This window comes from Streptosporangium sp. NPDC004379, from assembly GCF_042873875.1.
GTDB lineage: Bacteria > Actinomycetota > Actinomycetes > Streptosporangiales > Streptosporangiaceae > Streptosporangium.
Window position 1 is genome coordinate 496,002 of record NZ_JBIAMC010000003.1, and the last position, 24,572, is coordinate 520,573.

Sequence of the window (24,572 nt, forward strand, 5' to 3'; positions counted from 1 at the left end):
CACTCTCGGCAACTAACATACTGGCCAGTAGCCTCGTTAATCCAGATATATCCCCCTAATTCTCCCAGGTCGGGACCCCCAGGAGGCCAGATGCGCCGGACCGTCGGACTAGTCCTCATAGCATTGGGGGCGTTCCTCATCGTGCTGGCGCCGCTCGTGCGGTTCCAGGTCGGACCGAAGCTGATCGCCGCCCCGGCCGACTACTACGGGATCAGCGAGCTGACCGCCCCGGGCGCGCGGTACTTCAGCGCCGGGGACCTCAAGGTGATGACCGGCGACGCCGACATCACCGTGACCACGCGGGGGGACGTCTCCCAGGCCCAGGGCGACCGGGTGGTCTGGGACGAGGTCATGGCGGTCAACGACGTGACCAACGACAACCCGCTGATCTCGCTCGTCCCCCGCCGCAGCGCCTTCAACAAGTACACCGGCGAGGCCGTCGACTGCTGCGCCGCCAACATCGACAAGAAGCCGGTGAAGCTGGAGGGGCAGGTCTACCTGTTCCCCTTCGACGTGCAGAAGAAGACCTACCGGGTCTTCAACGCCACCGCCGGCAAGGCGTTCGACGCCCGCTTCGTCGGTGAGGAGAACGTCAACGGGGTGCGCGCCTACCGGTTCGAGCAGGACGTCCCGAAGACGAAGACCGAGACCCGCACCGTCCCCGCCTCGATCATGGGGGTGACGGACACGACCGGCGACATCGAGGTCGACCGGTACTACAGCGGCCGGAACACCTTCTGGGTCGAGCCCACGACCGGCTCGCCGGTGAGGCAGGAGCAGGAGCGCCACGAGGTCCTCACCACCCAGGACGGCGCCCACACCATCACCGCCTTCGACGCGACGGCGAGGATGACCCCCAAGACGGTCGACGCCCTGGTGAGCAAGGCCCTGGACGGCAAGAGCCAGATCACCCTGCTGAAGGTCACCATCCCGCTGGTCCTGCTGATCGTGGGCGTCGTCATGCTGGTCGCCGGGATCCTCATGGTCATCGCCGGCCGCAGGCGGCGGGAACCGACCTGGTGAACGAGGAGACGGCCGTCGCGCGGCCGCCGGCGGACCCGCCCGCCTCCTCGAGGTTCTCGCCCGTGGCGCTGCTGCGGGCCTGCCGGCCCCGCCAGTGGCTGAAGAACGCCCTCGTCTTCGCGGCCCCCGCGGCGGCGGGGGTGCTGACCACCCCCCGGGGCCTGCTGGGCACGGCGATCGCCTTCGGCGCGTTCTGCCTGGCCGCGAGCGGCGCCTACCTGCTCAACGACGCCGCCGACGTCGAGGCCGACCGCCGCCATCCGCGCAAGCGCCGCCGTCCGATCGCGGCGGGGCTGGTCACCGTACGGCTCGCGCGGATCGTCGGGGTCGTCCTGCTGCTGCTGGGCCCGGCGCTGGCCGCGCTGACCGGCGACTGGCGGCTGCCCGCCGTCGTCGCCGGATACCTGGCGCTGACCTTCGCCTACACCTTCTGGCTCAAGCACCAGGCCGTGGTGGACCTGGTCGCGGTCGCCGGCTGCCACGTGGTCCGCGCCCTCGCCGGAGCGGTCGCCGTGGACGTGCCGGTGACGAGCTGGTTCCTGGTGGTCGTCTCGCTCGGCTCGCTGCTGCTCGTGACGGGCAAACGCGAGGCCGAGCTGCGCGCCTCCGGCGACTCCGCCCGGCGGGCCCTGTCGGCCTACACACCCAGCTACCTCGCCGGGGTCCGGGCGATGTCCTCGGGCGCGATGATCGTGACCTACTGCCTGTGGGCGCTGAACGAGCGGCACCCCGGCCCCTTCCACGCGATCAGCATCGTGCCGTTCGTGCTCATCGTCCTGCGGCACAACCTGCTGGTGGACCGTGGGGTGGGCGAGGAGCCCGAGGAGCTCGTGCTGCGTGACCGGCCCCTGCTCCTCTTCACCGGACTGCTGCTCGTGCCTCTGCTCGTGGGAATCTACCTTTCATGACCTTTCTCACCGGCTGGGGCCGTACCGCGCCGACCCCGGCACGCCTGGCCCGCCCCCGCTCCGCCGAGGAGGTCGCCGAGCTGGTACGGCGGGCCCCCGGCCGCGGCGTCGCCGCCCGGGGGCTCGGCCGCTCCTACGGCGACGCCGCGCAGAACGCCGGGGGGCTGGTCTGCGACTGCACCGGGCTCGACACGTGGTCCATCGACGAGGACACGGGCCTGGTCACCGCGGGCGCGGGGGTGAGCCTGCACGACCTGATGACCGCGCTGGTGCCGCGGGGCTGGTTCGTGCCGGTCACCCCGGGGACCCGGCACGTGACCGTCGGCGGCGCGGTGGCGGCCGACGTGCACGGCAAGAACCACCACGTCGACTCCTCCTTCGGCGCCCACCTGCGCTCCCTCACCCTGGTCACCGCCTCGGGCGAGACCCGCACGGTCACCCCGGACGGAGACCGGGGCGACCGTGCGGCCGGCTCCGGTGGCGGCGGGGCGGTGCCGGACGGTGACCTGTTCTGGGCCACGGTCGGCGGGATGGGGCTCACCGGCGTGATCACCGAGGCGGTCTTCCGGTGCGTGCCGATCGAGACCTCCCGCGTCCGGGTGGACGTCGAGCGGACCCGCGACCTGGACCAGACGCTGGAGACGATGGCCGCCACCGACGACCGCTACCGCTACACGGTCGCCTGGATCGACCTGCTCGCCCGCGGCGGCCGGATGGGCCGCAGCGTCCTCACCCGGGGCGACCACGCGTCCCGCGACGAGCTGCCGCGCGGCGCCGACCCGCTGGCGTTCGGCCCCGGCCCGGTGCTCAAGGCCCCGCCCTGGGCGCCCAACGGCCTGCTGAACCCGCTGACCGTGCGGGCGTTCAACGAGGCGTGGTACGCGAAGTCGCGCCCGGCGACCGGCCTCATCCAGGGCATCGCGCCCTTCTTCCACCCCCTCGACGGGGTGGACGGCTGGAACCGGGTCTACGGCTCGCGCGGGTTCGTGCAGTACCAGTTCGCGGTGCCGTTCGGGCAGGAGGCGACGCTGCGGCGGATCGTCGCCCGGCTGTCCGCCGAGGGCGTGGTGTCCTTCCTGACCGTGCTCAAGCGGTTCGGGCCGGGCACGCCGGGGATGCTGTCGTTCCCGGTCCCCGGCTGGACGCTCGCCCTGGACATCCCGGCGGGGCGGCGGGGCCTGGCCCGGTTGCTGCGCGGGTTCGACGACCAGGTGGCCGAGGCGGGCGGCCGGATCTACCTCGCCAAGGACTCCCGGGCGTCGGCCGCGACGGTGGCGGCGATGTACCCGCGGCTGGGAGAGTGGCGCGGGGTCCGCGAAGAGGTGGACCCGGACGGGGTGTTCCGCTCCGACCTGGCCCGCAGACTGCTGCTGTGAGGGCCGGCGCCGTACGGGCGGCCGGTCGTCCGGGGCCGGTGGGCCCGGGTCCCGAGAGAAGGAGGCTCATTCCGTGAGGAACGCGCTGGGGTCGGTGGACACCGTGCTGCTGCTCGGCGGGCGCAGCGAGATCGGGCTGGCGATCGTCGAGCGGCTGGTCCGCGACGGCGCCCGCCGGGTCGTGCTCGCCGCCCGCGGCATCGCCGGGGGGACGCCCCCCGTCATCGGCGACGCCGAGGTGCACCTGGTCGACTTCGACGCCGCCCGCCCGGAGACGCACGGCGAGGTGATCGAGACGGCCGCGAAGCTGGTCGGCGACCTCGACGTGGTGATCCCCGCCTTCGGCGTCCTGGGCAGCCAGGCGGTCTACGACGCCGACCCGGTGGCCGCCGCCGGGGCGGTCGCGGTCAACTACGGCGGGCACGTCTCGGCCGGGCTGTCCGCCGCCCGGCGGCTACGCGAGCAGGGGCACGGCACGCTGGTCGTCCTGTCCTCGGTGGCTGGGGTGCGGGTACGGCGGGCCAACTTCGTGTACGGCTCGGCCAAGGCGGGCCTGGACGGCTTCGCGCAGGGCCTGGGCGACGCCCTGCACGGCTCCGGGGCCCGGGTGATGGTGGTCCGGCCCGGGTTCGTCGTCGGCCGGATGACCGAGGGCATGTCCCCGGCGCCGATGTCGTCCACCCCGGGCGAGGTGGCCGACGCTGTGGTCGCGGGCCTGCGCTCGGGGGCCGAGACGGTGTGGGTCCCCGGGCGGCTGCGGTGGGTGTTCGCGGTGATGCGCGTGCTGCCGCGCGCGATCTGGCGCAGAATGCCACGCTGAAACCTGTTCCCTTCTCATCTCCTGTTCCCGCTGCGGAGGGAATTACGTAGCTAGAACACGTTGCAGTCATTCGGGGCCGGTCGTACCGTGGGCGCATGCGGACACGCGTCACGGACATGCTCGGCATCGAATTCCCGATCTTCGCGTTCAGCCACTGCAGGGACGTCGTCGCCGCGGTCAGCCGCGCCGGCGGGATGGGCGTGCTCGGCGCCCTCTACTTCACCCCGGAGGAGCTGGAGGTCGAGCTCGCCTGGATCGACGAGCACGCCGGCGGCCGGCCGTACGGGGTCGACGTCGTCATGCCGGCCTCCTACGAGGGCGCCGGCCTCGACGTCGACTCGCCCGAGGACCTGGTGGCGCGGCTGCAGGGGATGATCCCCGAGGGGCACCGCCGCTTCGTCGACGGCCTGCTCGCCGCGCACGGCGTGGCCGAACTGCCCGACTCCGAGGCGGGCGCGGGGAAGGTCCTGCTCGGCTGGACCGACGCCACCGCCCGGCCGCAGGTCGAGGTGGCGCTGCGGCACCCGATCGCCCTGCTGGCCAACGCCCTCGGGCCGCCGCCCGCCGACGTCGTCGAGGCGGCGCACGCGCGGGGGGTGCGGGTGGCGGCGCTGGCCTCCACGCCCCGGCACGCGGTCAAGCAGGTCGAGGTGGGCGTGGACATCGTCGTCGCCCAGGGCACCGAGGCGGGCGGGCACACCGGCGACATCTCCACCATGGTGCTGATACCGCAGGTCGTGGACGCCGTGGACGTGCCCGTACTGGCCGCCGGGGGCATCGGGAACGGCCGGCAGATGGCGGCAGGCATGGCGCTCGGAGCCGAGGGGGTGTGGACCGGCTCCGTCTGGCTGGCCGTGGAGGAGGCCGACACCCCCGAGCCGGCCCGGCGGCGCATCCTCGCGGCCACCTCCCGCGACACCGTCCGCTCGCGCTCGTGGACGGGCAAGCCCGCGCGCCTGCTGCGCAACGAGTGGACCGAGGCGTGGGAGGCCGAGGGCTCGCCCGGCACGCTGCCGATGCCGCTGCAGTTCATGCTGGTCTCCGACGCCCTGCGCAGGATCGGCCGGTCCGACGCCGCGGAACTGGCGACCTTCCCCGCGGGACAGATCATCGGGGCGATGAACCAGGTGCGGTCCGCCAAGGAGGTGGTCTTCACGATGGTCGAGGAGTACATCGAGGCCGTCGAGCGCCTGGGCCGCCTGTCGGGCGACGGGTAGGGGACCCGCCCGCCGTCAGGTGAAGCGGCGGTAGGTGACGGCCCTCGATCCCGCCACGTCGGCCACCCTGGCCTCCTGGACCACCGTCCCGGTGTGCGGGGCGTGGATCATCTTGCCGTCGCCGATGTAGATGCCGCAGTGCGTGGCGGGGTTGCCGAAGGTGATCACGTCCCCGGGCTGGAGCGGGAGCGTGGCCGGTTTCCCGCTCACCCGGTAGCCCTCGGCCGTGGTGTCGCCGATCTTGATCCCGGCCTGGTTCAGGCAGTAGTACACGAGCCCGGAGCAGTCGAAGGCGCGGGGGCCGTTGGCGCCCCAGACGTACGGCTTGCCGAGGTGGGTCCGTACGGCGGACACGATGTCGGCCCCGGTCCCCGAACCCGTCACGTACGGCAGGGCGTCCGCGGTGGCGACGCCGCCTCCGCCGCCCCCGCCGCCGCCGGGTGACCAGGGCGCGCCGCCGGGCGGGGCGCCGGTCGCCGAGGCGAGCGAGGTGGTGCGGACGGGGGTGCGGTCCGCCGGTATCCACCCGTCGACGCTGCCGTCCTTGGGCGCGAACTCCTGCCCCGCCGGGGCCGCGATCTTGCCGAACGTCGAGGAGAGGTCGCGGAGGTACCCGTCTATCTTGCCCTTGGCGGTGGAGAGCGCGGTCTCGGCCGTGGTCACGTGTCCCTCGGCGCTGGTGACGGACCGGCCGACCGCCGTGCTGATCTGCTCCTTGGTGGCGCGCGGGTTGCCGCGGTGCCAGTCGAGGAGGGCGGAGCAGACCTCGTCGATCTTGCTCTTGGCCGTGTGCACGGCGTCGGCGGCGTCGTCGAGGGCGTTGGCGCAGTCGCGGAGCGTGTCGCGCAGCTCGTTGCCCGCCTCGGGATAGGCCCGCATGTACCGCACGAACGCGTCGGCCGAGTCGCCGTGCCAGGCTCCGTACACCTTCCGGCGGATCGCCCCGTCCAGGTCGTCGAACGGCTCGGCGCTCTTGGTGGCGGCGTCCCGCCAGCGTTTCGCGATCGCGCGGATCTCCCCGGGGTTCCCGTCCGCCTTGGCCGCCAGCGCGACCAGCCGCTCCCCGCCCAGGCTTCGCACGGCTCCCATGTCGGTCATACCGCGCGTGTGCCCTTCCCGTGGCCCGGCTCGGTCTTCCGGATGTTCCGCTCGACGTTGTCCAGGGCCCGCTCCACGTCGTCGAGGCGGTTCTTCCCGGCGCGGACGTCGGCGTCCACGTGCTTCTCCACCCGGCCCGCCGTGGCGGCCAGCTCCGCGCCGCCCTTCAGCGTGCCGAAGAGGGAGGCGCCCACCTCGGCGGGGAAGCCCTCGCGGGCGTCCGTCAGCTCGCGTCCCCGCCGGTGTGCCAGCCGGCCGAGTTCGAGGAGTGCCTGGCGGCTCCACTCGATGTCCGTCGCCACGATCGGGTCCTTTCGCCGCCGCCCCGGAACCGGCCGCTCGTGGGGGGTCGGCCGGCTGCTCGTGCGAAATCACCTGCCAAAGCTACCGAAAAGGATCATATAAGAAACGGCTCAAATTTCCGGGTTTTTCGGGCATGGGATCAGCCGGCGAGTTCGCGGACGCCCTTCACCAGCCGGTCCACGTCGGACTCGTCGGTGTACGGCGCGATCCCCGCCCGGACCGCGCCCGCGTCGCCGAGTCCCAGCCTCCGCGAGCACTCCAGCGCGTAGAAGCTGCTGGCAGGCGCGTTGACCCCGCGCTCGGCCAGCAGCCGGTAGGCGTCGGCCGGGGTGACGCCGCCCGGGGAGAACAGCGTCGTCGGGGTGCGCCTGCGTCCCGCCGCGCCGTACAGGGTGACGCCCGGGATGCCGGTCAGACCCGCGTCGAGCCGGTCGAGCATGGCCCGCTCGTGCTCCTCCAGCGCGCCCATCGAGGCGGCCAGCCGCTCGCGCCGGCTCCCGCTCCCCGGAACCAGGCCCGCGAGGAAGTCGACCGCCGCCGTCGTGCCGGCGAGCAGTTCGTAGGGCAGCGTGCCCACCTCGAACCGCTCGGGTACGGCGTCGGACGAGGGCAGCAGCTTGTCGGGGTGCACGGTCTCCAGCAGCGCGGGATCGGCGGCGAGCACCCCCAGGTGCGGTCCTAGGAACTTGTACGGCGAGCAGGCGTAGAAGTCGGCGCCGAGCGCCCCCATGTCGACCAGGGCGTGCGGGGTCAGGTGCACGCCGTCGACGTAGAGCAGCGCCCCGGCCGCGTGCACCGCCTCCGCGATCGCCGGGACGTCCGGCCGGGTGCCCAGCAGGTTGGATGCGGCGGTGACGGCGACCAGCCGGGTGCGCCCGGTGAGCAGGCCCGTGACGGCCCCGACGGGCAGCTCGCCGGTGGCCGGGTCGAAGTCGGCGCGGCGCACCGTGGCCCCGCGCGCCTCGGCCGCCTGCACCCACGGCCGGATGTTCGCGTCGTGGTCCAGCGTGGTGACCACGACCTCGTCGCCCGGACCCCACTCCTTGGCCAGCGCGCGGGCCATGTCGTAGGTCAGCTGCGTCATGCTGCGCCCGAACACGATGCCCGCCGGGTCGGCCGCGAGCAGGTCGGCCATGGCCTGCCGCGCCCCGGTCACGATCCCGTCGGCGCGGCGTTCGGCGGCGGTCATGACGCCCCGGTTGGACACCGCCGCGCGCAGCGTGCCCGCCACGGCGTCCGCGACCACGTCGGGGACCTGTGAGCCGCCGGGGCCGTCGAAGTGCGCGGCCCCCTCCTCCAGCGCCGGAAAGTGCGCCCGCACAGTCGCCACGTCGTACGTCATGAAGCCTCCTGAAGACGAATGTCCCTGGTTCAGCTCCCCGATTATCAGCATTTCTCCCCCGAAGGGCTCAATCGTCTGATCCCAAGAACGATCCGGAGGATCATCGTCCGGGGATGTGCGCGAGGCCGGTCGCCGGAAAGCCGTGCCGTCCACCATGAAGAGACCTTCCGATTGCTACTTCAAGTAGTAAACTGGATGGATGAAAGGGTCTGAACAACGGTTCGCCCCCGGGGACGGCCCGGCGGCCAAGGTCAGTGTCTCCCTGCGTGCCGGCAACATTCGAGCCGTCAGGGAACGTGTCGGAGCACGAGGGTTCTCGGCCTATGTGGACGCCGCAGTCGAGCGGCAGATCGAGCGGGATCTTCTGGAGGAGGCGCTCCAGGAGAACGAGACGGTTTCCGGGCCGATCCCGCAGGCGCTGCGCGACGAGGCCGCCGAGCTGTTCCGCGAGGTGAAGTCCGCGCCCGAGCTTCAGGAAGAGGGCGGATGGCGCGCGCACGAAGCAGGCTGAGCGCCGGCACCGTCGTCCTCGACTGCGAGGGGCTCGTCAGGTGGTGCGCCGCCGACCCGAAAGTGACCGCGATCGTGCGTGAGGCCCAGGACAACGACTTCCGAGTCGTGGTCAGCGCTATGACCCCGATCGAGGCTCAGGACGTCCGCGTGAAAGGCGGCCGCCTCCGGTGGCACCTGTCCCGGTTGAAGGTCGAGCCGGTCACCGAGGAGATTTGTTCGCGGGCGATCGGCCTCCTTCGCGATGCCCGCCTGCACGGTCACAAGTACGCCATCGACGCAGTGGTGGCCGCGACGGCGTTGGAAGCCGTCAGACCGGTGATCGTCCTCACCTCCGACGAGGACGACATGTACAAGCTCTGCGGCAAGACCGTCAGGGTCGTCGGCGTCTGAGGTCTACCGGCGCCCCGGCGGAGGGCGAGCCGGGGTGCCGGCGATGCTCATCTGCCGTGGTAGACCGCGGGGCGCTTCTCGCGGAAGGCGCGGGCGCCCTCCTTGGCGTCCTCGGAGCCGATCACCGGCCAGCCGATGGCGTCGGCGACCGCCAGCGCCTCGGCCTCGGGCATGCCCAGGGTCTCGCGGTGGGTGCGCAGGATGGCCTGTACGGCCAGCGGCCCGCACTCGGCGACCCGGCCGGCGAGCTCCAGGGCCTCCTCCAGCGCCTTGCCGTCCGGGACGACCCGGTTGACCAGCCCCATCTCCAGGGCCTCCCGCGCCGTGACGGACCGGCCGGTCAGCAGCAGGTCCATGGCGAAGGCGTAGGGGATCTGCCGCGGCAGCCGTACGGCGGAGCCCCCCATCGGGAACAGCGCGCGGCGGGCCTCGAACAGGCCGAGGACGGCGGACTCGGCGGCCACCCGCAGGTCGGTGCCGACGAGCAGCTCGGTGCCGCCGGCCACGGCGTACCCCTCGACCGCGCAGACGACCGGCTTCGACGGCAGGGCGCCGGGGTCGCGCAGCAGGCCCTTCCAGTGGACGTCGGGGATCTTCGCGGCCCGCTCCCGCACCCGGGGGTCCTCCGAGGGGGCGCCCATGGCCTTGAGGTCGGCGCCCGCGCAGAACGTCCCGCCCGCGCCGGTCAGCACGGCGACGCGGACGTCCGGCTCGGCCGAGACGTAGGCCCAGGCGTCGGCCATGCCGACCAGCATGTCCGTCGACAGGGCGTTGCGGGCCTCCGGCCGGTCCATGGTCACCACGACGACGTGGCCGTCGCGCTCGACCCGGCAGTGCGGCGTGCTGATCGGCAGGAGTTCCACGGGGCCTCCGGTCTACTGTCAAGCGCTTGCTCGGTCAGGTCGGGCGGGTTACCCTGCCCATGCTTGTGAGAACAGATTCTCGTTCCATCTTCCCCGTATCACCAGAGGTTTCATCAATAACGAGAACGTGATTCACTTTGGCGGTCGGGCCCTTTCGCATTGTCGGGAAGGATCTGTGATGGGCACGCTCGGCTTCTGGAGACTGGCGCAGGCCGATCCCGACTGGATCGCGGCCGTGGACCCCGACGGCACCCCGCACCGCGCCGGCGACCTGCTCGCCCGCGCCGACCGCCTCGTGCACGCGCTGCGGGACCTGGGGATGAAGACCGGGGACGGACTGTGCGGCCTGGCGCCCAACGGCGCGGACGGGCTCGTGCTCTACCTCGCGGCGCTGCAGGCCGGGTGGTATTACACGCCGGTCAACTGGCACCTCACCGGCCCGGAGATCGGCCACATCGTCGCCGACAGCGAGGCCCGCGCGTTCTTCGTCCACGAGCGCTTCGCCGCCGAGGGCACGCGCGGGGCGGCCGCGTCGGGGATCGACCCGTCCCGGGTCTTCGCCCTGGGGGACGTGCCGGGCGCGCGCCCGGTCGCCGAACTGGTCGCCGGGCATCCCGCCACCACCCCGGCCGCCCGTACGGCGGGCGCCACCATGCACTACACCTCCGGCACCACCGGCCGGCCCAAGGGCGTCCGCCGGCCGCTGAGCGGCCTGGACCCCGACGACGGGGCCGAGCTGATGACGTTCCTGCTCGCGATGTTCGGCATGACCCCGGGCGGCGGGAACGTCCACCTGGTCACCTCGCCGGGCTACCACACCGCGGTCACCCAGTTCGGCGGCTCCGCCCTGCACATGGGTCACACGCTCGTCTTCATGGACCGCTGGGACGCCGAGGAGATGCTCCGGCTCTGCGAGCGGCACCGGGTGACCAGCTCGCACATGGTCCCCACCCACTTCAAGCGCCTGCTCTCGCTGCCCGAGGAGGTCAGGGGCGCCTACGACCTGTCGTCGCTGCGGTGGATGATCCACGCCGCCGCGCCCTGCCCGGTACCGGTCAAGCGGGCGATGCTCGACTGGTGGGGCGACTGCGTCTACGAGTACTACGCGGCCACCGAGGGCGGCGGCACGATCGCGACCCCCGAGGACTGGAAGAAGCACCCCGGCACCGTCGGGCGGCCCTGGCCGATCAGCGAGCTGCTCGTCGTGGACGACGACCTGCGGCCCGTCCCGCCCGGCACTCCCGGCACGGTCTACATGAAGATGGCCGGCGCGGACTTCGAGTACAAGGGCGACCGGGCCAAGACCGACGCCGGCCGCCTCGACGGCTTCTTCACCGTCGGCGACATCGGCTACCTCGACGGGGACGGCTTCCTGTTCCTCTGCGACCGGAAGGCGGACCTGATCATCTCCGGTGGGGCCAACATCTACCCGGCCGAGATCGAGAACGAGCTGATGGTCCACCCCAAGGTCGCCGACGTGGCCGTGTTCGGCGTCCCGGACGAGGAGTGGGGCGAGCAGATCAAGGCCGTGGTCGAGCCCGCACCCGGCGTCGAGCCCTCACCCGAGCTGGCAGCCGAGCTCGTCGAGTCGCTCCGGGGCCGGTTGTCCACCATGAAGTGGCCGAAGTCGGTGGACTTCATCGCGGAGATGCCGCGCGAGCCCAACGGCAAGCTCCTCAAACGCAGGCTGCGGGACCCGTACTGGGAGGGGCGCGACCGTGCCATCTGAACGACCCGGCCGCGCCGCGTGGACACGGCCACGGACCACCGCATGGTCCTGGACCGCCGTCCGGCCCTGGACCGCCGTCCGGCCCCGGAACGGGAGGCGCCGATGATCCCGCGGACGCGGCACGTGCTGGAGTTCCCCGGCGGTTACACCCGGACGACCGGGCCGGTGATCGGCCGGTTCCTCACCGAGCTGCGCGACCGCCGCCTCGTCGGCGTCCGCACCGCGACGGGCCGGACGCTGGTGCCGCCGCTGGAGTACGACCCGGACACCGGGGACGCCGTCACCGACGAGTTCGTCGAGGTCGGTCCGGCCGGGACGGTCGGGAGCTGGTCGTGGGCGGGCTCCCCGCGCGCCGGCCACCCCCTGGACCGGCCGTTCGCCTGGGCCCTGATCCGCCTGGACGGCGCCGACACCTCCCTGCTGCACGCGGTGGACGCGGGCGACGTCCGGGCCATGCGTCCCGGCCTGCGGGTCCGGCCCCGCTGGCGGGCCGAGCGCACCGGCCACGTCACCGACATCGAGTGCTTCGTCCCGGAGGTCACCGCGATGACCGCTCCGGTGCGGGTGGAGTACAGCGTCACGCCGGGGCTGGCGCTCGCCCGCTTCCTGGAGGGCATCGCCCGGGGCGTCTTCCTCGGCAGCCGCTGCGACTCCTGCGGCAAGGTGTACGTGCCCTACCGGCTGTCCTGCCCCGAGTGCGGCGTCGCCGTCACCGAGGAGGTCGTGCTGCCCGGCACCGGGACGGTCACCACCTTCGCGATCAACAACCTCCCGGACCCGCGCGCCCCCGAGGTGCCGTTCGTGTCGGCCTACGTCCGGCTCGACGGCGCCGACGTCCCCATGATCGTCCTGATCGGCGGGGTCCCGGCCCACGAGGTGCGGGAGGGCATGCGGGTGCGGGCGGTGTGGGTCCCCGAGGCCGAACGCGGGCCGTCCATGGACAGCGTGCGGTGGTTCGCCCCCACCGGCGAGCCGGACGAGGAGACGTGATGCGCGAGGACCACACGGGGCGCGGCGCGGGACCCGCGGCGGGCGGCGCCGTACGGGAGGGGGTGTGATGCGCGAGGTCGCGGTGGTGGCGTTCGCGCAGACCCGGCACAGCGCCGTCGACGAGGGCCGCAGCGAGCCGGAGATGATCCTCGGCCCGCTGGAGGAGGTCCGCCGGGCGACGGGGCTGCGCCGGTTCGGCTTCACCTGCTCGGGCTCGTGCGACTACCTGGCGGGCGCGCCGTTCTCCTTCGTCTCCGCGCTGGACGCGCTCGGCGCCTGGCCGCCGATCTCCGAGAGCCACGTGGAGATGGACGCCGCCTGGGCGCTGTACGAGGCGTGGGCCAGGCTGCAGCACGGCGACGTCGACTCCGCCCTCGTCTACGGCTTCGGCAAGTCGTCCCAGGGCGACCTGCGGGAGATCATGACGCTCCAGCTCGACCCCTACTACCTGGCTCCGCTCGGCCTCGACCAGGTGTCCCTCGCCGCGCTCCAGGCGTCGGCCGTGTCCGCCGATCGCGCCGAACTGGACGAGATCGTACGGCGCAGCCGCGCCGCCGGGCGGGCCAACCCCTGCGCCCTCGACCTGCCCGACCCCGAGGGGGAGGAGTTCGAGGTCGCGCCGCTGAGGCCGTACGACATCGCCCCGATCACCGACGGCGCCGCCGCGGTGGTGCTGGCCGCCGGCGACCTGGCCCGGGAGCTGTGTGAGCGGCCCGCGTGGATAAAGGGCGTCGCCCACCGCATAGAGCCGCACTACCCGGGCATGAGAGATCTCGCCCGGTCGGCCTCCGCCGCCGATGCCGCGCGAGCGGCGGGGGCCGGCGAGGGTCATCCCGACGTGGCCGAACTGCACGCCCAGTTCAGCCACGAGGAGATCGTGCTGCGCCGGGCGCTGGACATCCCCGACGCCACGGACGTCAACCCCAGCGGCGGGCCGCTGGCCGCCAACCCCGTCATGGCCACCGGCCTCATCCGGATCGGCGAGGCCGCCCGTCACGTCATGGAGGGAAGGGCCGGCCGCGCCGTCGCGCACGCCGCCGGCGGCCCCTGCCTCCAGCACAACCTCGTCGCCGTGCTGGAGGGCTGAAGATGAACCGTTGCGCGGTGATCGGGGTCGGCCAGACGCGGTACACGACGCGGCGGCGCGACGTCTCCCTCGCCGGACTCGTCCGCGAGGCGGCGTTGCGCGCCCTGGAGGACGCCGGGCTGACCTGGAAGGACATCGACGCCGTCGTCATCGGCAAGGCGCCCGACCTGTTCGAGGGCGTGATGATGCCGGAGGCGTACCTCGCCGACGCGCTCGGCGCGGCGGGCAAGCCGATGATGCGGGTGCACACCGCCGGCTCGGTCGGCGGGTCCACCGCGCTGGCCGGGACCTCGCTCATCCAGGGCGGCGTGCACGGCCGGGTGCTCACGGTGGCGTTCGAGAAGCAGTCGGAGTCCAACGCGACCTGGGCGCTGTCCACGCACCTGCCGTTCAGCGCCTCGCTGGTGGTCGGCGCGGGAGGCTACTTCGCGCCGCACATCCGCGAGTACATCCGCCGCTCCGGCGCGCCGGAGCACATCGGCACGCTGGTGGCGGTCAAGGACCGGCGCAACGCGCTGCGCAACCCCTACGCCCACCTGCGCATCCCCGGCATCGACCGGGCCATGGTCGAGGCGACGCCGATGCTGTGGGAGCCGATCCGCTACCTGGAGACCTGCCCGTCCTCCGACGGCGCGTGCGCGATGGTGCTGGCCGCCGAGGACCGGCTCACCGGCTCCGTCCCCGCCTGGGTCCTGGGCGCGGCCATGCGGTCCGAGCCGATCTTCCGGGCGGGCCGCGACACCGTGAACCCCCGGGGCGGCCGGGACTGCGCCGCCGACGTGTACCGGCAGGCGGGGGTCACCGACCCGCGCCGGGAGATCGACGTGGCCGAGGTGTACGTGCCCTTCTCCTGGTACGAGCCGATGTGGCTGGAGAACCTCGGGTTCGCCCCCGAAGGGGAGGGATGGAAGCTCACCGAGTCCGGCGCCACCGCCCTGGACGGCGACATCCCGTGGAACGCCTCCGGCGGGGTGCTGTCGAGCAACCCCATCGGCGCGTCCGGGATGATCCGGTTCGCCGAGGCGGCGCTCCAGGTCAGGGGAATGGCGGGTGAGCACCAGGTGGACGGCGTCCGACGGGCCCTCGGGCACGCCTACGGGGGAGGCGCCCAGTTCTTCGCGATGTGGATGGTCGGCAGCGACAGACCCTGACCCCTCCGGGAGGGCCGAATGGAGTTCAACCACGCGGATCTGTTCGAGGGCCTCGCGGACGCGGTCGGGGACCGGGTCGCCGTCGTCTGCGGTGACGACCGGATGACCTACGCCGGGCTGGACGCCGAGGCCAACCGGCTGGCCCACCACCTCCTCGCCGTGGGCGTGCGGGCCGGGGAGCACGTCGGCATCCAGCTCCGCAACGGCGTCGAGTACGTCGTGGGCCTGCTGGCCGCTCTGAAGATCCGGGCCGTGCCGGTCAACGTCAACCACCGCTACGTCGAGGAGGAGCTGCTGCACCTCTACCGCGACTCCGACATCGTGGCCCTGCTGTTCGACGCGGAGTTCGACGGGCGGGTGTCGGCCGTGGCGCCGCGGGCCGAACGGCTCGGTCACCTGATCGTGGCGGGCGGCCCCTCCTCGCTCGGGACGGCGGTGCCGTACGAGGCGGCGCTGGCCGGGCAGCCGGCCACGCGCGGCTTCCCGGAGCGATCGGGCGACGACGTCTACATCATCTACACCGGCGGAACCACCGGCATGCCCAAGGGCGTGATGTGGCGGTGCGAGGACCTGTTCTTCGCCTTCGGCGGCGGCAACCCGTACGGCGAGCCGCGCGCCACGCCGCGCGAGGTCGTCGAGGCGGCCGTGGCGGGCCGGCCGTTCAGCATGATGGCGGCGGCCCCGCTGATGCACGGCGCGGCCCAGATGGCCACCTTCATCACCTGGTGGCTGGGCGGCACCATGGTCTACGTCCGCCGGTTCGACCCGGCCGAGGTGCTGCGGGCCATCGAGCGGGAGCGCGTCGTGTCGATCAACATCACCGGCGACGCGATGGCCCGCCCGCTGGCCGAGGAGATCGCCCGGGGCGGCCACGACCTGTCGTCGCTGTTCGTGGTCAGCTCCACCGGCGCCATCCTGAGCGGAGCCGTCCGCGATCGGCTGGCCGAGCTGCTGCCGGACCGGATGATCATGGACGGCTTCGGCTCCAGCGAGTCCGGCTACACCGCCTCCGCCGTCCCGGGCTCCTCACCGGAGTCGGGGCAGCGGTTCCGCGTCAACGACGGCTCCGGCCTGGCCGTGCTCGACGAGAACCTGGAGCCGGTCGAGCCCGGGTCCGGAAAGCTCGGCACGGTCGCCAAGAGCGGCCGGATCGCGTTCGGCTACTACCGCGACGAGGACAAGACGCGCCGCACCTTCGTCACCGATCGGGCGGGCACCCGCTGGCTGCTCACCGGCGACATCGCCGCCGTCGAGGAGGACGGCACCCTGACGATCTTCGGCCGGGGGTCGGCCTGCATCAACACCGGCGGTGAGAAGGTCTTCCCCGAGGAGGTCGAGGCGGTCCTCAAGGGCCACCCCGCGGTCTTCGACGCGGTGGTCGCCGGGGTCCCCGACGAGCGGTGGGGCGAGCGGGTCGCCGCCGTGGTCGAGCCCCGGCCGGGCGTCGCCCCCTCGGCCGAGGAGTTGACCGCGCACTGCCGTACCCGGCTGTCCGGCTACAAGGTGCCGCGCGTCTTCGCCTTCGTCGAGAAGATGGTCCGCTCCCCGGCGGGCAAGGCCGACTACCGCTGGGCCCGGGAGACCGCCCTGTCCGCCACGTCACCATGAGCCCGCTCGGGGGCGCCGGTGTCTGGACCCGCGAGGGGCACCGGTGTCTGGACTGAGGAGCGCAGCCGCGGAGCGGCGGAGTGACGAGGGAAGACACCGGGTAAGAGCCCCCGAGCTGCGACGCGCAGCGTCGCAATGAGCACAGTAAAATATTACCCCCTGTTGCGGAAAGCGCTTACCGTAAGAGAGTGGTTCTCGTGTGCCTCCATGGGGGCGCTTCACGGTGATGAAAGGTTGCTCCGCGTTGATCCACTCATATGACCCCCGGACCGGCGAGTCCTTCGGTGACCCCTTCCCCCTCACCTCCGACGAGGAGGTGGACGCCGCCGTCCGCGCCGCGCACGCCGCCGCACCCGCCTGGCGGGCCGCCGACAGGGCCGTCGTGCTCGAAGCGGTCGCCGACGCGCTGGAGGCGAACATCGAGGAGCTGTGGCGGGCCGCCGACGCCGAGACCGCCCTCGGCGAGGTACGGTTGCGCGGCGAGGTCGGCCGGGCCGCCGGGCAGTTCCGGCTCTTCGCCCGGGTCCTGCGCGACGGCGCCCACGTCGAGGCGGTGATCGACCACGCCAAGGCGGAGCCGCCCACCCCCGACCTGCGCCGCATGAACCACCCGCTGCCCGGCGTGGCCGGCGTGTTCGCGGCGAGCAACTTCCCCTTCGCGTTCTCGGTCGCCGGCGGCGACACCGCCTCGGCACTGGCCGCCGGCTGCCCGGTGGTGGTCAAGGCGCACGACGGGCACCCCCGCACCTCCGAGCTGTCCCACCGGATCATCCAGGGCGCCCTGCCCGACCCCGCGCTCCTCGGCCTCGTCCGGGGGCTGGACGCCGGCAAGGCCCTGGCGCGGCACCCCGAGGTGGCGGCGGTCGGCTTCACCGGGTCGATCCCCGGCGGCAAGGCCATCCAGGCGCTCATCGACGAGCGGCCCGATCCGATCCCGTTCTACGGCGAGCTGGGCAGCGTCAACCCGGTGGTCGTCCTGCCCTCCGCCCTGTCCCAGGACCACGGCAAGGGCCTGGCGGCGGGGTTCGCCGCCTCGCTCACCCTGGGCGTCGGCCAGTTCTGCACCAATCCGGGCCTGGTGTTCGTGCCCGACGACGCCGAGCTGCTGAAGTCCGTCGCCGAGGCGGTCGCCGCCACCGCGGGCGGACCGATGCTGACCGAGCGGATGCGGGGCGGGTTCCTGCACGGGCTGGAGCGGCTGGGCGCGCTCACCCCCCTCGCCGAGGGACGGCCCGGCGAGGGCGCGTTCGCGGTGACGCCGCAGGTGTTCACCGTCGATCTGGCGGCGTTCGCCGAGGCCCTGCCCGGCATCGCCGAGGAGTGCTTCGGCCCCGCTGCGATCGTGGTCACCTACGCCGACCCCGCCGAGCTGCCCGCCGTACTGGAGCGGCTGGACGGGGCGCTCACCGCCACCGTCCACGGAAGCGACCCCGGAGAGGCCCGCGAGGTCGCCGAGGTGCTCCTCGGGAAGGCCGGGAGGCTGATCTGGAACGGCTGGCCCACCGGGGTCGCGGTGAGCTGGGCGATGCACCACGGCGGCCCCTGGCCCTCCAGCACCGCCCCCGCCCACACCTCGGTCGGCGCCGCCGCGATCCGCCGCTGGCTGACGCCCGTCTCCTACCAGGACTGGCCCGCCGAGCTGCTCCCGCCGGAGCTGCGCGACGACAACCCCCTCGGCGTCCCGCGCCGGGTCGACGGGGTCCTGCGGACCGGAGGGTGACGCGAGGCCGGGGGACGGCCGGCGGCACCGGGCACTCAAGGAAGACCGGGCACTCAAGGAAGACCGGGCACTCAAGGAAGACCGGGCACTCAAGGAAGACCGGACGCTAAAGGAAAACCGGCGCCTCCGCGTCTAGGCGGCATGAGCGAGGCGCGGAATGTGACGGCGGACGACTTCGCCGAGTGGTACGCCGAGGCGTTCGTGGAGATCCGGCGAGCGGTGACGCTCGCCGTGGGCGACGCCGACCTCGGCGAGGAGGCCACGGCCGAGGCGTTCGCCAGGGCACTGGTGCACTGGCCGAAGGTCCGGCGGGCGGACTCCCGGCGCGCCTGGGTGTACCGGGTCGCGCTGAACGAGGCCCGGTCGAGGTTCCGGCGGCTGCGCCTGGAACGCCGGTACCTGCAACGCCGCCGGGCGGAGGGGGAGCTTCATCACCCTCCGCCCGAGGAACCGGACACCGCGCTGTGGCGGGCGGTGTCCGGCCTTCCGCCCCGGACCAGGACCGCGGTCGTGCTGCGGTACGTCGCGGACCTGAGCGTGGCGGAGGTGGCCGAGGCGATGGGGGTGGCGACCGGTTCGGTCTCGGCGACCCTGCACCATGCCCGCAGACGCCTCGCTCAGGTGCTGTCCGAGGAGCCGAAGGGGGCAGAGCGATGACGTCGATCGACGAGGACGAGCTGCGGAGGCTGGGGGACCATCTGCCGGCGGGGCCGGCCCGCCCGCTGGCGGAGATCGAGGACCGCGCCCGCACGCTGCGCCGCCGGCGGCGCAGCGCACACGTCGCGGTCGCGGTGGCGGGGACCGTGGCCGGAGCGGTGGTGCTGGCGCTCTCCGGGGTCGTCGTCCCGGGGCAGCCCTGGGAGCGGCCGGCGGGAACCACCGCCTGGGACGTGTTCGCCCCGCCCCCCGCCCAGGCGGGAGGACTGGAATGCGTCGACTCGCTCACCGACCCGGGCGCACTGCCGCCCGAGGGGCGCTATCTGCCGGCGCGTTCGCTGCCGGCGCCCCCACTGACCGGTTTCGCGGCCGCCGTGGCGCCGTGCGGTCCGGACGACCTCCCCGCCGAGGGCACCCGTCCCTCGGCCGTGGCCGAACAGACCGGTTCCGGCGGTCCGGACGCGACACCGGTGATCACCCTGTGGGGGCCGGGAGCGGGCCCGCTGGAGGTCGACGACCCGGACCGGCTCACCGATGTGACGGTGCGCGGTGTCGGCGGGCGGTTGGCCCGCCCCGCGGACGAGGCGGCGCGGACCGCCGGGGCGCTGGTGGTGGCCTGGCGGGAGCACGGACTGTGGTGGAGTGCCCGGTCCCGGGGGCTTCCGGCGGACAAGGTGCTCGCCGCGCTCGACGGGCTCGTCCTGGAGGGCGGTACGGTGACCCGCTGGCCGTTGCCGGAGGGCTTCACGGTCACCGTGGACTCCGCGGGGCACGCGCCGAGACCCCGATGGCGGATGAGTGCCGCCTACGGGACATTCGAGCAGGACGGCGGCTTCTCCCTGACCGTCGAGGACCGCGGCCGCAACCCCCTCGCCCACGAGGGCGCCGAGAGGGTGACGATCGCGGCGAAGGACCCCTCGGTACGCGGCACCGGCTACCTGGCGCGTGAGGGCGCGGAGGAGATCCGCCTGATCTGGATGGCGAAGGACGGCCGCCGGTTCTCCCTGGGGGGCCGTCTCAGCCGGGACGAGGCGCTGCGCGTCGCGGCCGGTCTGGAGCGGGTCGGCGCCGATGACCCCAGGATCGCCGGCAAGGTCGCCACGCCGAGGTCGTGAGGCGGTGCTCCGGGCCGTAATTGACGCAACCATTCGGTTGCCATATGGTTATGGCAACCGAATGGTTGCTATTTGGAGGTGCCCCGTGGGGTTTCCTGATCGGATCGAACGCACCGTGCGCGTGAACCGGCCGGTGGAGCGGGTGTGGGACGCCGTCACCACGGCCGAGGGACTCGGCGCCTGGTTCGGCGACAGCGCCGAGATCGACCTGAGCGTCGGCGGCACCGCGAAACTGACCTGGAAGAGCGGCGACGCGGCGGAGCTGCGCATCGAGCGGATCGAGCCGCGGACGGTCTTCGGGTACACGTGGCACATCCACGGCCTGCCCGATCACGACCCGCGCCGTACCTACGTCGAGTTCACCCTCACGCCGGACGGCGACGGCACCGTCGTCACCGTCGTCGAGACCGGATTCGCCCAGCTCGAACCGGCCGAGCACCGCGGAGCGTTCGACGGCAACACCCAGGGCTGGGCACACGAACTCGACGAGCTGGCCGCCTATCTCCATGTCTGACCAGGCGTCGGAAGCCGTCGCGGAGGCCGTCTTCGCGGCACTGGCCGACCCGAACCGGCGCGCCATCCTCGCCGCGCTCGCCGAGGGGGGACCGGCCACCGCGACGGACCTGGCCGCCAGGCTGCCGATCACCAGGCAGGGGATCGCCAAGCACCTCGCGGTGCTCGCCGAGGCGGGCCTCGTGGCGGCCGAGCCCGGCGAAAGACGCAGGATCCGCTACCGCCTGCGGGCGGAGCCGATGCGGGTCGCGCAGCGGTTCCTCGCCGCCCTGGCCCGCGACTGGGACGGACATCTCGCGGCACTGCGCTCACACCTGGAGTGATGTGCTCACATCTGGAGTGATGTCAGGACATCGCTCCCTCATGCCCGTGGTGACGCCGGGAGCACGGCGCCACCCGCGAAAGGAAGGAAACACGACCATGAGTGATTCGGGTCACACCATAACGTTCCTGGTGGACCAGACCCCCGAGGAGGTCTTCGCCGCCGTCACCGACGTCCGCGAGTGGTGGTCGCAGGACATCGAAGGGCCCACCGACGAGCTCGACGGCGAGTTCACCTACCGTTCCGGAGAGAACCACCGCTGCACGATGCGGATCGTGGAGCTCGTGCCCGGGGAGAAGGTCGTCTGGCTGTGCCTGGACAACCACTTCGGCTTCACCCGGGACAAGACCGAGTGGATCGGCACGAAGATCATCTTTGAGATCTCCGAGGAGGACGGCGGGACGCGGCTCCGCTTCACACACCAGGGGCTGGTCCCCGACTACGAATGCTTCGACGTCTGCACGACGGCCTGGGACGGTTACGTCGCCGGCAGCCTGAGGAGCCTGATCACCACCGGCCGGGGTGATCGTGACAACGCCGTCCGGAACGCGAAGGCGCTGGCGCGACTCGGCTGAAGGCGGCCGTGCGACGGCGGTCCGGTTCGCGAGATCCGGTTCACGAGGATCGCTGCGCGAGGATCGGTTCATGAAGGCCGGTTCGTGAAGGCCGGTTCACGCGCCGGAGCCCCGGCCCGCCGTACGCGGACCGGGGCCCCGGCTCCTTGAGAGGGTCAGCGCACGCGGCCCGCGCCCGCGTGCTGCGACACCGACAGCCGGACCGACTCCGCCGGGTCGATCCCGGTGTGCAGGACCGGGGTCCAGCCCGCGTCGGAGCCGAGGTCGGGGTCGTGCCCGGCGTTGTAGACCGCGACGAGGTCGATCGGGGAGACCCTGCCGCCCACCCGCAGCACGTTGCCGCGGGCGGTGAGGGAGGTGCCGCCCCAGTCGTGGAGCAGCGACGCCGGGTCCACCGCGCGGCCGAGCCGGAAGAAGTTGTTCTCCGCGAAGATCTGCGACCCCACGCCCACGCCCAGCGCGTACTCGAAGCCCGAGTCGCCCGGCACCTCGTAGTAGTTGTTGTAGACGTGCACCTGGCCGAAGCGGACCCGGGGCAGTCGCTGGAGCGTGTTCCTGAAGTGGTTGTGGTGGACGGTGACCTTGAGCTTGCCCGAGTCGGTGGCCGGGTTGTTGGTCGAGCCGATCAGCATCGTCTTGTCGTGGTCGGTGAACCGGTTCCACGACGCCGTCACGTAGTTGGAGCCCGAGGTGATGTCGAGCTGCCCGTCGTGGACCTGGTAGGGCCGCCCGAAGTACAGCGGCTGGCCGGAGTCGGGGTTGTCGCCGTCGCTGAAGGTGTTGTGGTCCGCCCACACGTGCGTGGAGCCGGTCACCGAGATGTTGTCGTAGAGGGAGTTCCAGTTGCCCTCGTCGCCGTCGGTGGGGTCCCACTGCGGGAAGCAGTCGGCGGTGTCCTCGAAGGTGATGTTGCGGATGATGACGTTGTCGGCCTTGTCGACGTGCAGGTTGACGCCGCGGATGACGGCGTTCCCGCCCAGGCCGACGATGGTGGTGCCGGAGGGGACCTTGAGCTTGATGTCCGCGGTCTGCCGGGCCGCGGAGGCGGCGCGCGCGTCCTCCTGCGGTCCGGACGGCTCGGTGTCCCGGCCCCACACCGCGGGGTCGTAGGCCGCGAGGTAGGCCTCCAGGGAGTAGCCGCCGGTCACGTAGTCGGCGCAGGTCTTGTCCGGTGCGATGGTCCCCGAGACATAGATGATCCTCGGCCCCGGCGAGGCGAGCGCGGCGGCCAGCTCGGCGCGGGTGGTGACCGTACGGACGTTCGCGGCGGGCGCGGCGGCGCCGCCGGTGGTGCCCGTCCCCTCGGAGGCCCAGCCGTCGCCTCTGGGAAGGGTCTGCCGGCCCAGGTCGGCGCCGTGACCGTGACCGGACGAGGCGGCCGGGGCGGCGGGGCCGGGGGCCGCCGCCAGCGCGGGCGGGGCGGCCAGGGCCGCCAGGGACAACAGGGCAGCGAGGGTGACTGTCCGTTTCATGAAATTCCTCCGCAGATCAGGTCAGGTGAGGGGAGGGGGAGGCGCCGGTCGCGGGACCGGCGCCGGGGTGGGGCTGTGCTCATTGCGACGCTGCGCGTCGCGGCTCGGGAGCTTAAGCCCGGTGTCTTGTAGTGCTCATGGCGACGCTGCGCGTCGCGGCTCGGGGGCTCAAGCCCGGTGTCTTGTAGTGCTCATGGCGACGCTGCGCGTCGCGGCTCGGGGGCTCAAGCCCGGTGTCTTCCCTCGTCACTCCGCCGCTCCGCGGCTGCGCTCCTCAGTCCAGACACCGGCGCCCCCGAGCGGGTCCGGACACCGGTGCCCCCGAGCGGGTCCGGGCACCGGCGCCCCCTCGCTCAGCCGCCGTTGCGCTGCTTGTAGGAGGCCTGGGCCTCGGTCAGCTTGGCCGCGAGGGTGTCCAGGAACTGCTTGGCGGTCTGGCTGCCCTGCAGGACCTTCTGGAACTCCGGCTCCGCGTCGGTCTTGGTGATCGCGTTGAACTCGGGCAGGTAGTACGGCATCTGCACGACCTTGGTGGCCGGGTCGTTGAGCACCTTGACCGCCGTGGAGACGTGCTGCAGATCCTTGATCCACGGCTCGTCGTTGACCTCGGTGTTGGCCGGCAGCACGCCGGTCTTCTCGGCCCAGTAGCTGTTCATCGCCTTGGAGGCGGCGAACTCGGCGAACCTGTAGGCGGCGTCCTTGTTCTTGCCGCTCGCGAACAGGCCGATCCCGGCGACCGGGTTGGACAGGACCGTCTGGACGCCGCCGTCGGACTTCGGCACCGGCATGGCCGCCACCTTGTCCTTGCCGAACGCCTTGACGTGGTCGTTGTACGACCCGAGGTTGTGCTGCATCATCGCGACGGTGCCGCCGTCGAACTGGGCGACCATCTTCACGTAGTCGTTGTTGATGTCGGCCTGCGGGGTGACCTTGTCGTACATGCCGACCAGCTTCTCCAGGGCGGCCACGTTCCTCGGGTCGTTGACCGTCGCCTTGCCGGAGGCGTCGAAGATCTCGGTGATGCCCGACTGGCCGTAGACGACCTCGACCATCTGCGCGATCGAGCCCGCGCCGCCGCGGATGGTGAAGCCGTAGCGGTTCTTGGACTTGTCGGTCAGCTTCTGGGCGGCGGTGAAGAACTCGTCCCAGGACTTGGGCTCCTCCAGCCCGGCCTCCTTGAACCAGTCGGTCCGGTACCAGAAGACGCCCATGTTGGTGGACATCGGCATCATGTAGGTCTTGGCGTCGGGCACGGTCGCCTTGACGGTGTTCACCACCTGCTCGTTCAGCTTGCCGTTCAGCGCCCCGCCGGAGATCCGGGTGTCCAGCGGGTCGAGCGCCTTCTGCGCCACGAGGCTGGCCAGCATCGCGGTGGAGACGCCGCCGACGTCGGGCAGGCCGCCGCCGGCGATGGCGGTGTCGTACTTCTGCTGGACCTGCGCGATCGGGATGCCGACGTACTTCACCTTGATCTTCGGGTTCGCCTTCTGGAACTCGTCGATGATGTGCTGCCACACCGGCGTCCGGGCGGGGCCGCCGTTGTCGTCCCAGAAGGTGATCGTGGTGGTGCCGTCGGAGGACGCGGCGTCGTCCGAACCGCACGCGGCCAGACCGGAACCGAGCATGAGCGCGGTGGCGAGGACCGCCAGCCGCTTCGAGCGTGCAGTCATTGCTCCCTGCCTTTCAGTGTCTGTCCCCCGACATCGCTGTGACGTTGACGCCCCCGGAGGGCCGGCGGCGTGAGATCTTCCCTGTCGATCCGGCGGGCCGGGCACGGCCC

The 24,572-nt window shown here is 72.5% G+C and carries 24 protein-coding genes; 18 read left to right on the plus strand and 6 right to left on the minus strand.

All coding sequences use genetic code 11. The annotated features are described in order from the left end of the window. Positions 1 to 90 precede the first annotated feature (90 nt). The 5 genes from ACFYSC_RS09425 to ACFYSC_RS09445 all read left to right on the plus strand — a co-directional run bounded on the left by ACFYSC_RS09425 (position 91) and on the right by ACFYSC_RS09445 (position 5,344). Positions 91 to 1,023, plus strand: coding sequence for a DUF3068 domain-containing protein (locus ACFYSC_RS09425; protein WP_389958964.1), 933 nt, complete (start codon positions 91 to 93; stop codon positions 1,021 to 1,023). Next, positions 1,020 to 1,931: a decaprenyl-phosphate phosphoribosyltransferase gene (locus ACFYSC_RS09430; protein WP_389958967.1), complete on the plus strand. Its 912-nt coding sequence runs from the start codon at positions 1,020 to 1,022 to the stop codon at positions 1,929 to 1,931. Before ACFYSC_RS09425 ends, ACFYSC_RS09430 begins: the two co-directional genes overlap by 4 nt. Then, a complete protein-coding gene (locus ACFYSC_RS09435) occupies positions 1,928 to 3,307 on the plus strand; it encodes an FAD-binding protein (RefSeq protein WP_389958970.1) in 1,380 nt (459 codons plus the stop codon). The genes ACFYSC_RS09430 and ACFYSC_RS09435 overlap by 4 nt, the downstream gene beginning before the upstream one ends. Positions 3,308 to 3,380: 73 nt before the next feature. Continuing rightward, a complete protein-coding gene (locus ACFYSC_RS09440) occupies positions 3,381 to 4,127 on the plus strand; it encodes an SDR family NAD(P)-dependent oxidoreductase (RefSeq protein ID WP_389958973.1) in 747 nt (248 codons plus the stop codon). Between the two features lie 95 nt (positions 4,128 to 4,222). Next, on the plus strand, positions 4,223 to 5,344 hold the full coding sequence (locus tag ACFYSC_RS09445; protein WP_389958975.1) for an NAD(P)H-dependent flavin oxidoreductase: 1,122 nt from the start codon (positions 4,223 to 4,225) through the stop codon (positions 5,342 to 5,344). Between the two features lie 15 nt (positions 5,345 to 5,359). Here ACFYSC_RS09445 and ACFYSC_RS09450 read toward each other — a convergent pair whose 3' ends face one another. From ACFYSC_RS09450 to ACFYSC_RS09460, 3 genes are all read right to left on the minus strand, one after another. Next, positions 5,360 to 6,442 carry an NlpC/P60 family protein gene (locus ACFYSC_RS09450; protein WP_389958977.1) on the minus strand — a complete coding sequence of 361 codons (1,083 nt, stop codon included), beginning with the start codon at positions 6,440 to 6,442 and terminating at the stop codon, positions 5,360 to 5,362. Next, positions 6,439 to 6,744 carry a hypothetical protein gene (locus ACFYSC_RS09455; protein ID WP_389958980.1) on the minus strand — a complete coding sequence of 102 codons (306 nt, stop codon included), beginning with the start codon at positions 6,742 to 6,744 and terminating at the stop codon, positions 6,439 to 6,441. Before ACFYSC_RS09455 ends, ACFYSC_RS09450 begins: the two co-directional genes overlap by 4 nt. A 140-nt stretch (positions 6,745 to 6,884) precedes the next feature. Continuing rightward, positions 6,885 to 8,087 carry a cysteine desulfurase-like protein gene (locus tag ACFYSC_RS09460; RefSeq protein ID WP_389958983.1) on the minus strand — a complete coding sequence of 401 codons (1,203 nt, stop codon included), beginning with the start codon at positions 8,085 to 8,087 and terminating at the stop codon, positions 6,885 to 6,887. Positions 8,088 to 8,286: 199 nt separating this feature from the next. Between ACFYSC_RS09460 and ACFYSC_RS09465 the strand changes: the two genes are divergently transcribed. Both ACFYSC_RS09465 and ACFYSC_RS09470 read left to right on the plus strand, forming a co-directional pair. Continuing rightward, entirely contained in the window at positions 8,287 to 8,598 is a 312-nt protein-coding gene (locus ACFYSC_RS09465; protein ID WP_389958986.1) for a hypothetical protein, read from the plus strand. Further along, on the plus strand, positions 8,574 to 8,990 hold the full coding sequence (locus ACFYSC_RS09470; protein WP_389958989.1) for a DNA-binding protein: 417 nt from the start codon (positions 8,574 to 8,576) through the stop codon (positions 8,988 to 8,990). The genes ACFYSC_RS09465 and ACFYSC_RS09470 overlap by 25 nt, the downstream gene beginning before the upstream one ends. Before the next feature lie 47 nt (positions 8,991 to 9,037). Here ACFYSC_RS09470 and ACFYSC_RS09475 read toward each other — a convergent pair whose 3' ends face one another. Then, positions 9,038 to 9,853 carry a crotonase/enoyl-CoA hydratase family protein gene (locus ACFYSC_RS09475; RefSeq protein ID WP_389958992.1) on the minus strand — a complete coding sequence of 272 codons (816 nt, stop codon included), beginning with the start codon at positions 9,851 to 9,853 and terminating at the stop codon, positions 9,038 to 9,040. A 178-nt stretch (positions 9,854 to 10,031) separates the two neighbouring features. On the opposite strand from ACFYSC_RS09475, the gene ACFYSC_RS09480 reads away from it, so the two are divergent. The 11 genes from ACFYSC_RS09480 to ACFYSC_RS09530 all read left to right on the plus strand — a co-directional run bounded on the left by ACFYSC_RS09480 (position 10,032) and on the right by ACFYSC_RS09530 (position 21,320). After that, positions 10,032 to 11,582, plus strand: coding sequence for an acyl-CoA synthetase (locus ACFYSC_RS09480; protein ID WP_389958995.1), 1,551 nt, complete (start codon positions 10,032 to 10,034; stop codon positions 11,580 to 11,582). A 102-nt stretch (positions 11,583 to 11,684) separates the two neighbouring features. Continuing rightward, positions 11,685 to 12,572: a Zn-ribbon domain-containing OB-fold protein gene (locus tag ACFYSC_RS09485; protein WP_389958998.1), complete on the plus strand. Its 888-nt coding sequence runs from the start codon at positions 11,685 to 11,687 to the stop codon at positions 12,570 to 12,572. A 67-nt stretch (positions 12,573 to 12,639) separates the two neighbouring features. Beyond that, complete coding sequence (locus ACFYSC_RS09490; protein WP_389959001.1) at positions 12,640 to 13,659, plus strand: lipid-transfer protein; 1,020 nt, start codon at positions 12,640 to 12,642, stop codon at positions 13,657 to 13,659. A gap of 2 nt (positions 13,660 to 13,661) precedes the next feature. Continuing rightward, a complete protein-coding gene (locus tag ACFYSC_RS09495) occupies positions 13,662 to 14,810 on the plus strand; it encodes a thiolase domain-containing protein (protein ID WP_389959003.1) in 1,149 nt (382 codons plus the stop codon). A gap of 18 nt (positions 14,811 to 14,828) precedes the next feature. Beyond that, positions 14,829 to 16,418: an acyl-CoA synthetase gene (locus tag ACFYSC_RS09500; RefSeq protein ID WP_389959006.1), complete on the plus strand. Its 1,590-nt coding sequence runs from the start codon at positions 14,829 to 14,831 to the stop codon at positions 16,416 to 16,418. Between the two features lie 244 nt (positions 16,419 to 16,662). Next, positions 16,663 to 18,138: an aldehyde dehydrogenase (NADP(+)) gene (locus ACFYSC_RS09505; RefSeq protein WP_389959009.1), complete on the plus strand. Its 1,476-nt coding sequence runs from the start codon at positions 16,663 to 16,665 to the stop codon at positions 18,136 to 18,138. Positions 18,139 to 18,279: 141 nt separating this feature from the next. After that, complete coding sequence (locus ACFYSC_RS09510; protein ID WP_389959012.1) at positions 18,280 to 18,795, plus strand: RNA polymerase sigma factor; 516 nt, start codon at positions 18,280 to 18,282, stop codon at positions 18,793 to 18,795. Next, the gene (locus tag ACFYSC_RS09515) at positions 18,792 to 19,910 is read left to right on the plus strand and encodes a hypothetical protein (protein ID WP_389959015.1); all 1,119 of its coding nucleotides are present in this window, start codon (positions 18,792 to 18,794) and stop codon (positions 19,908 to 19,910) included. The genes ACFYSC_RS09510 and ACFYSC_RS09515 overlap by 4 nt, the downstream gene beginning before the upstream one ends. Positions 19,911 to 19,995: 85 nt before the next feature. Further along, entirely contained in the window at positions 19,996 to 20,424 is a 429-nt protein-coding gene (locus ACFYSC_RS09520) for an SRPBCC domain-containing protein (RefSeq protein ID WP_389959018.1), read from the plus strand. Next, positions 20,417 to 20,746: an ArsR/SmtB family transcription factor gene (locus tag ACFYSC_RS09525; protein WP_389959020.1), complete on the plus strand. Its 330-nt coding sequence runs from the start codon at positions 20,417 to 20,419 to the stop codon at positions 20,744 to 20,746. Before ACFYSC_RS09520 ends, ACFYSC_RS09525 begins: the two co-directional genes overlap by 8 nt. 97 nt (positions 20,747 to 20,843) lie before the next feature. Then, on the plus strand, positions 20,844 to 21,320 hold the full coding sequence (locus ACFYSC_RS09530; protein WP_389959022.1) for an SRPBCC domain-containing protein: 477 nt from the start codon (positions 20,844 to 20,846) through the stop codon (positions 21,318 to 21,320). Between the two features lie 155 nt (positions 21,321 to 21,475). Here ACFYSC_RS09530 and ACFYSC_RS09535 read toward each other — a convergent pair whose 3' ends face one another. Together ACFYSC_RS09535 and ACFYSC_RS09540 are read right to left on the minus strand one after the other, a co-directional pair. After that, a complete protein-coding gene (locus ACFYSC_RS09535; RefSeq protein ID WP_389959024.1) occupies positions 21,476 to 22,792 on the minus strand; it encodes a polysaccharide lyase family 1 protein in 1,317 nt (438 codons plus the stop codon). A gap of 353 nt (positions 22,793 to 23,145) precedes the next feature. Next, positions 23,146 to 24,462, minus strand: coding sequence for an ABC transporter substrate-binding protein (locus ACFYSC_RS09540; protein WP_389959027.1), 1,317 nt, complete (start codon positions 24,460 to 24,462; stop codon positions 23,146 to 23,148). Between the last annotated feature and the right edge of the window lie 110 nt (positions 24,463 to 24,572).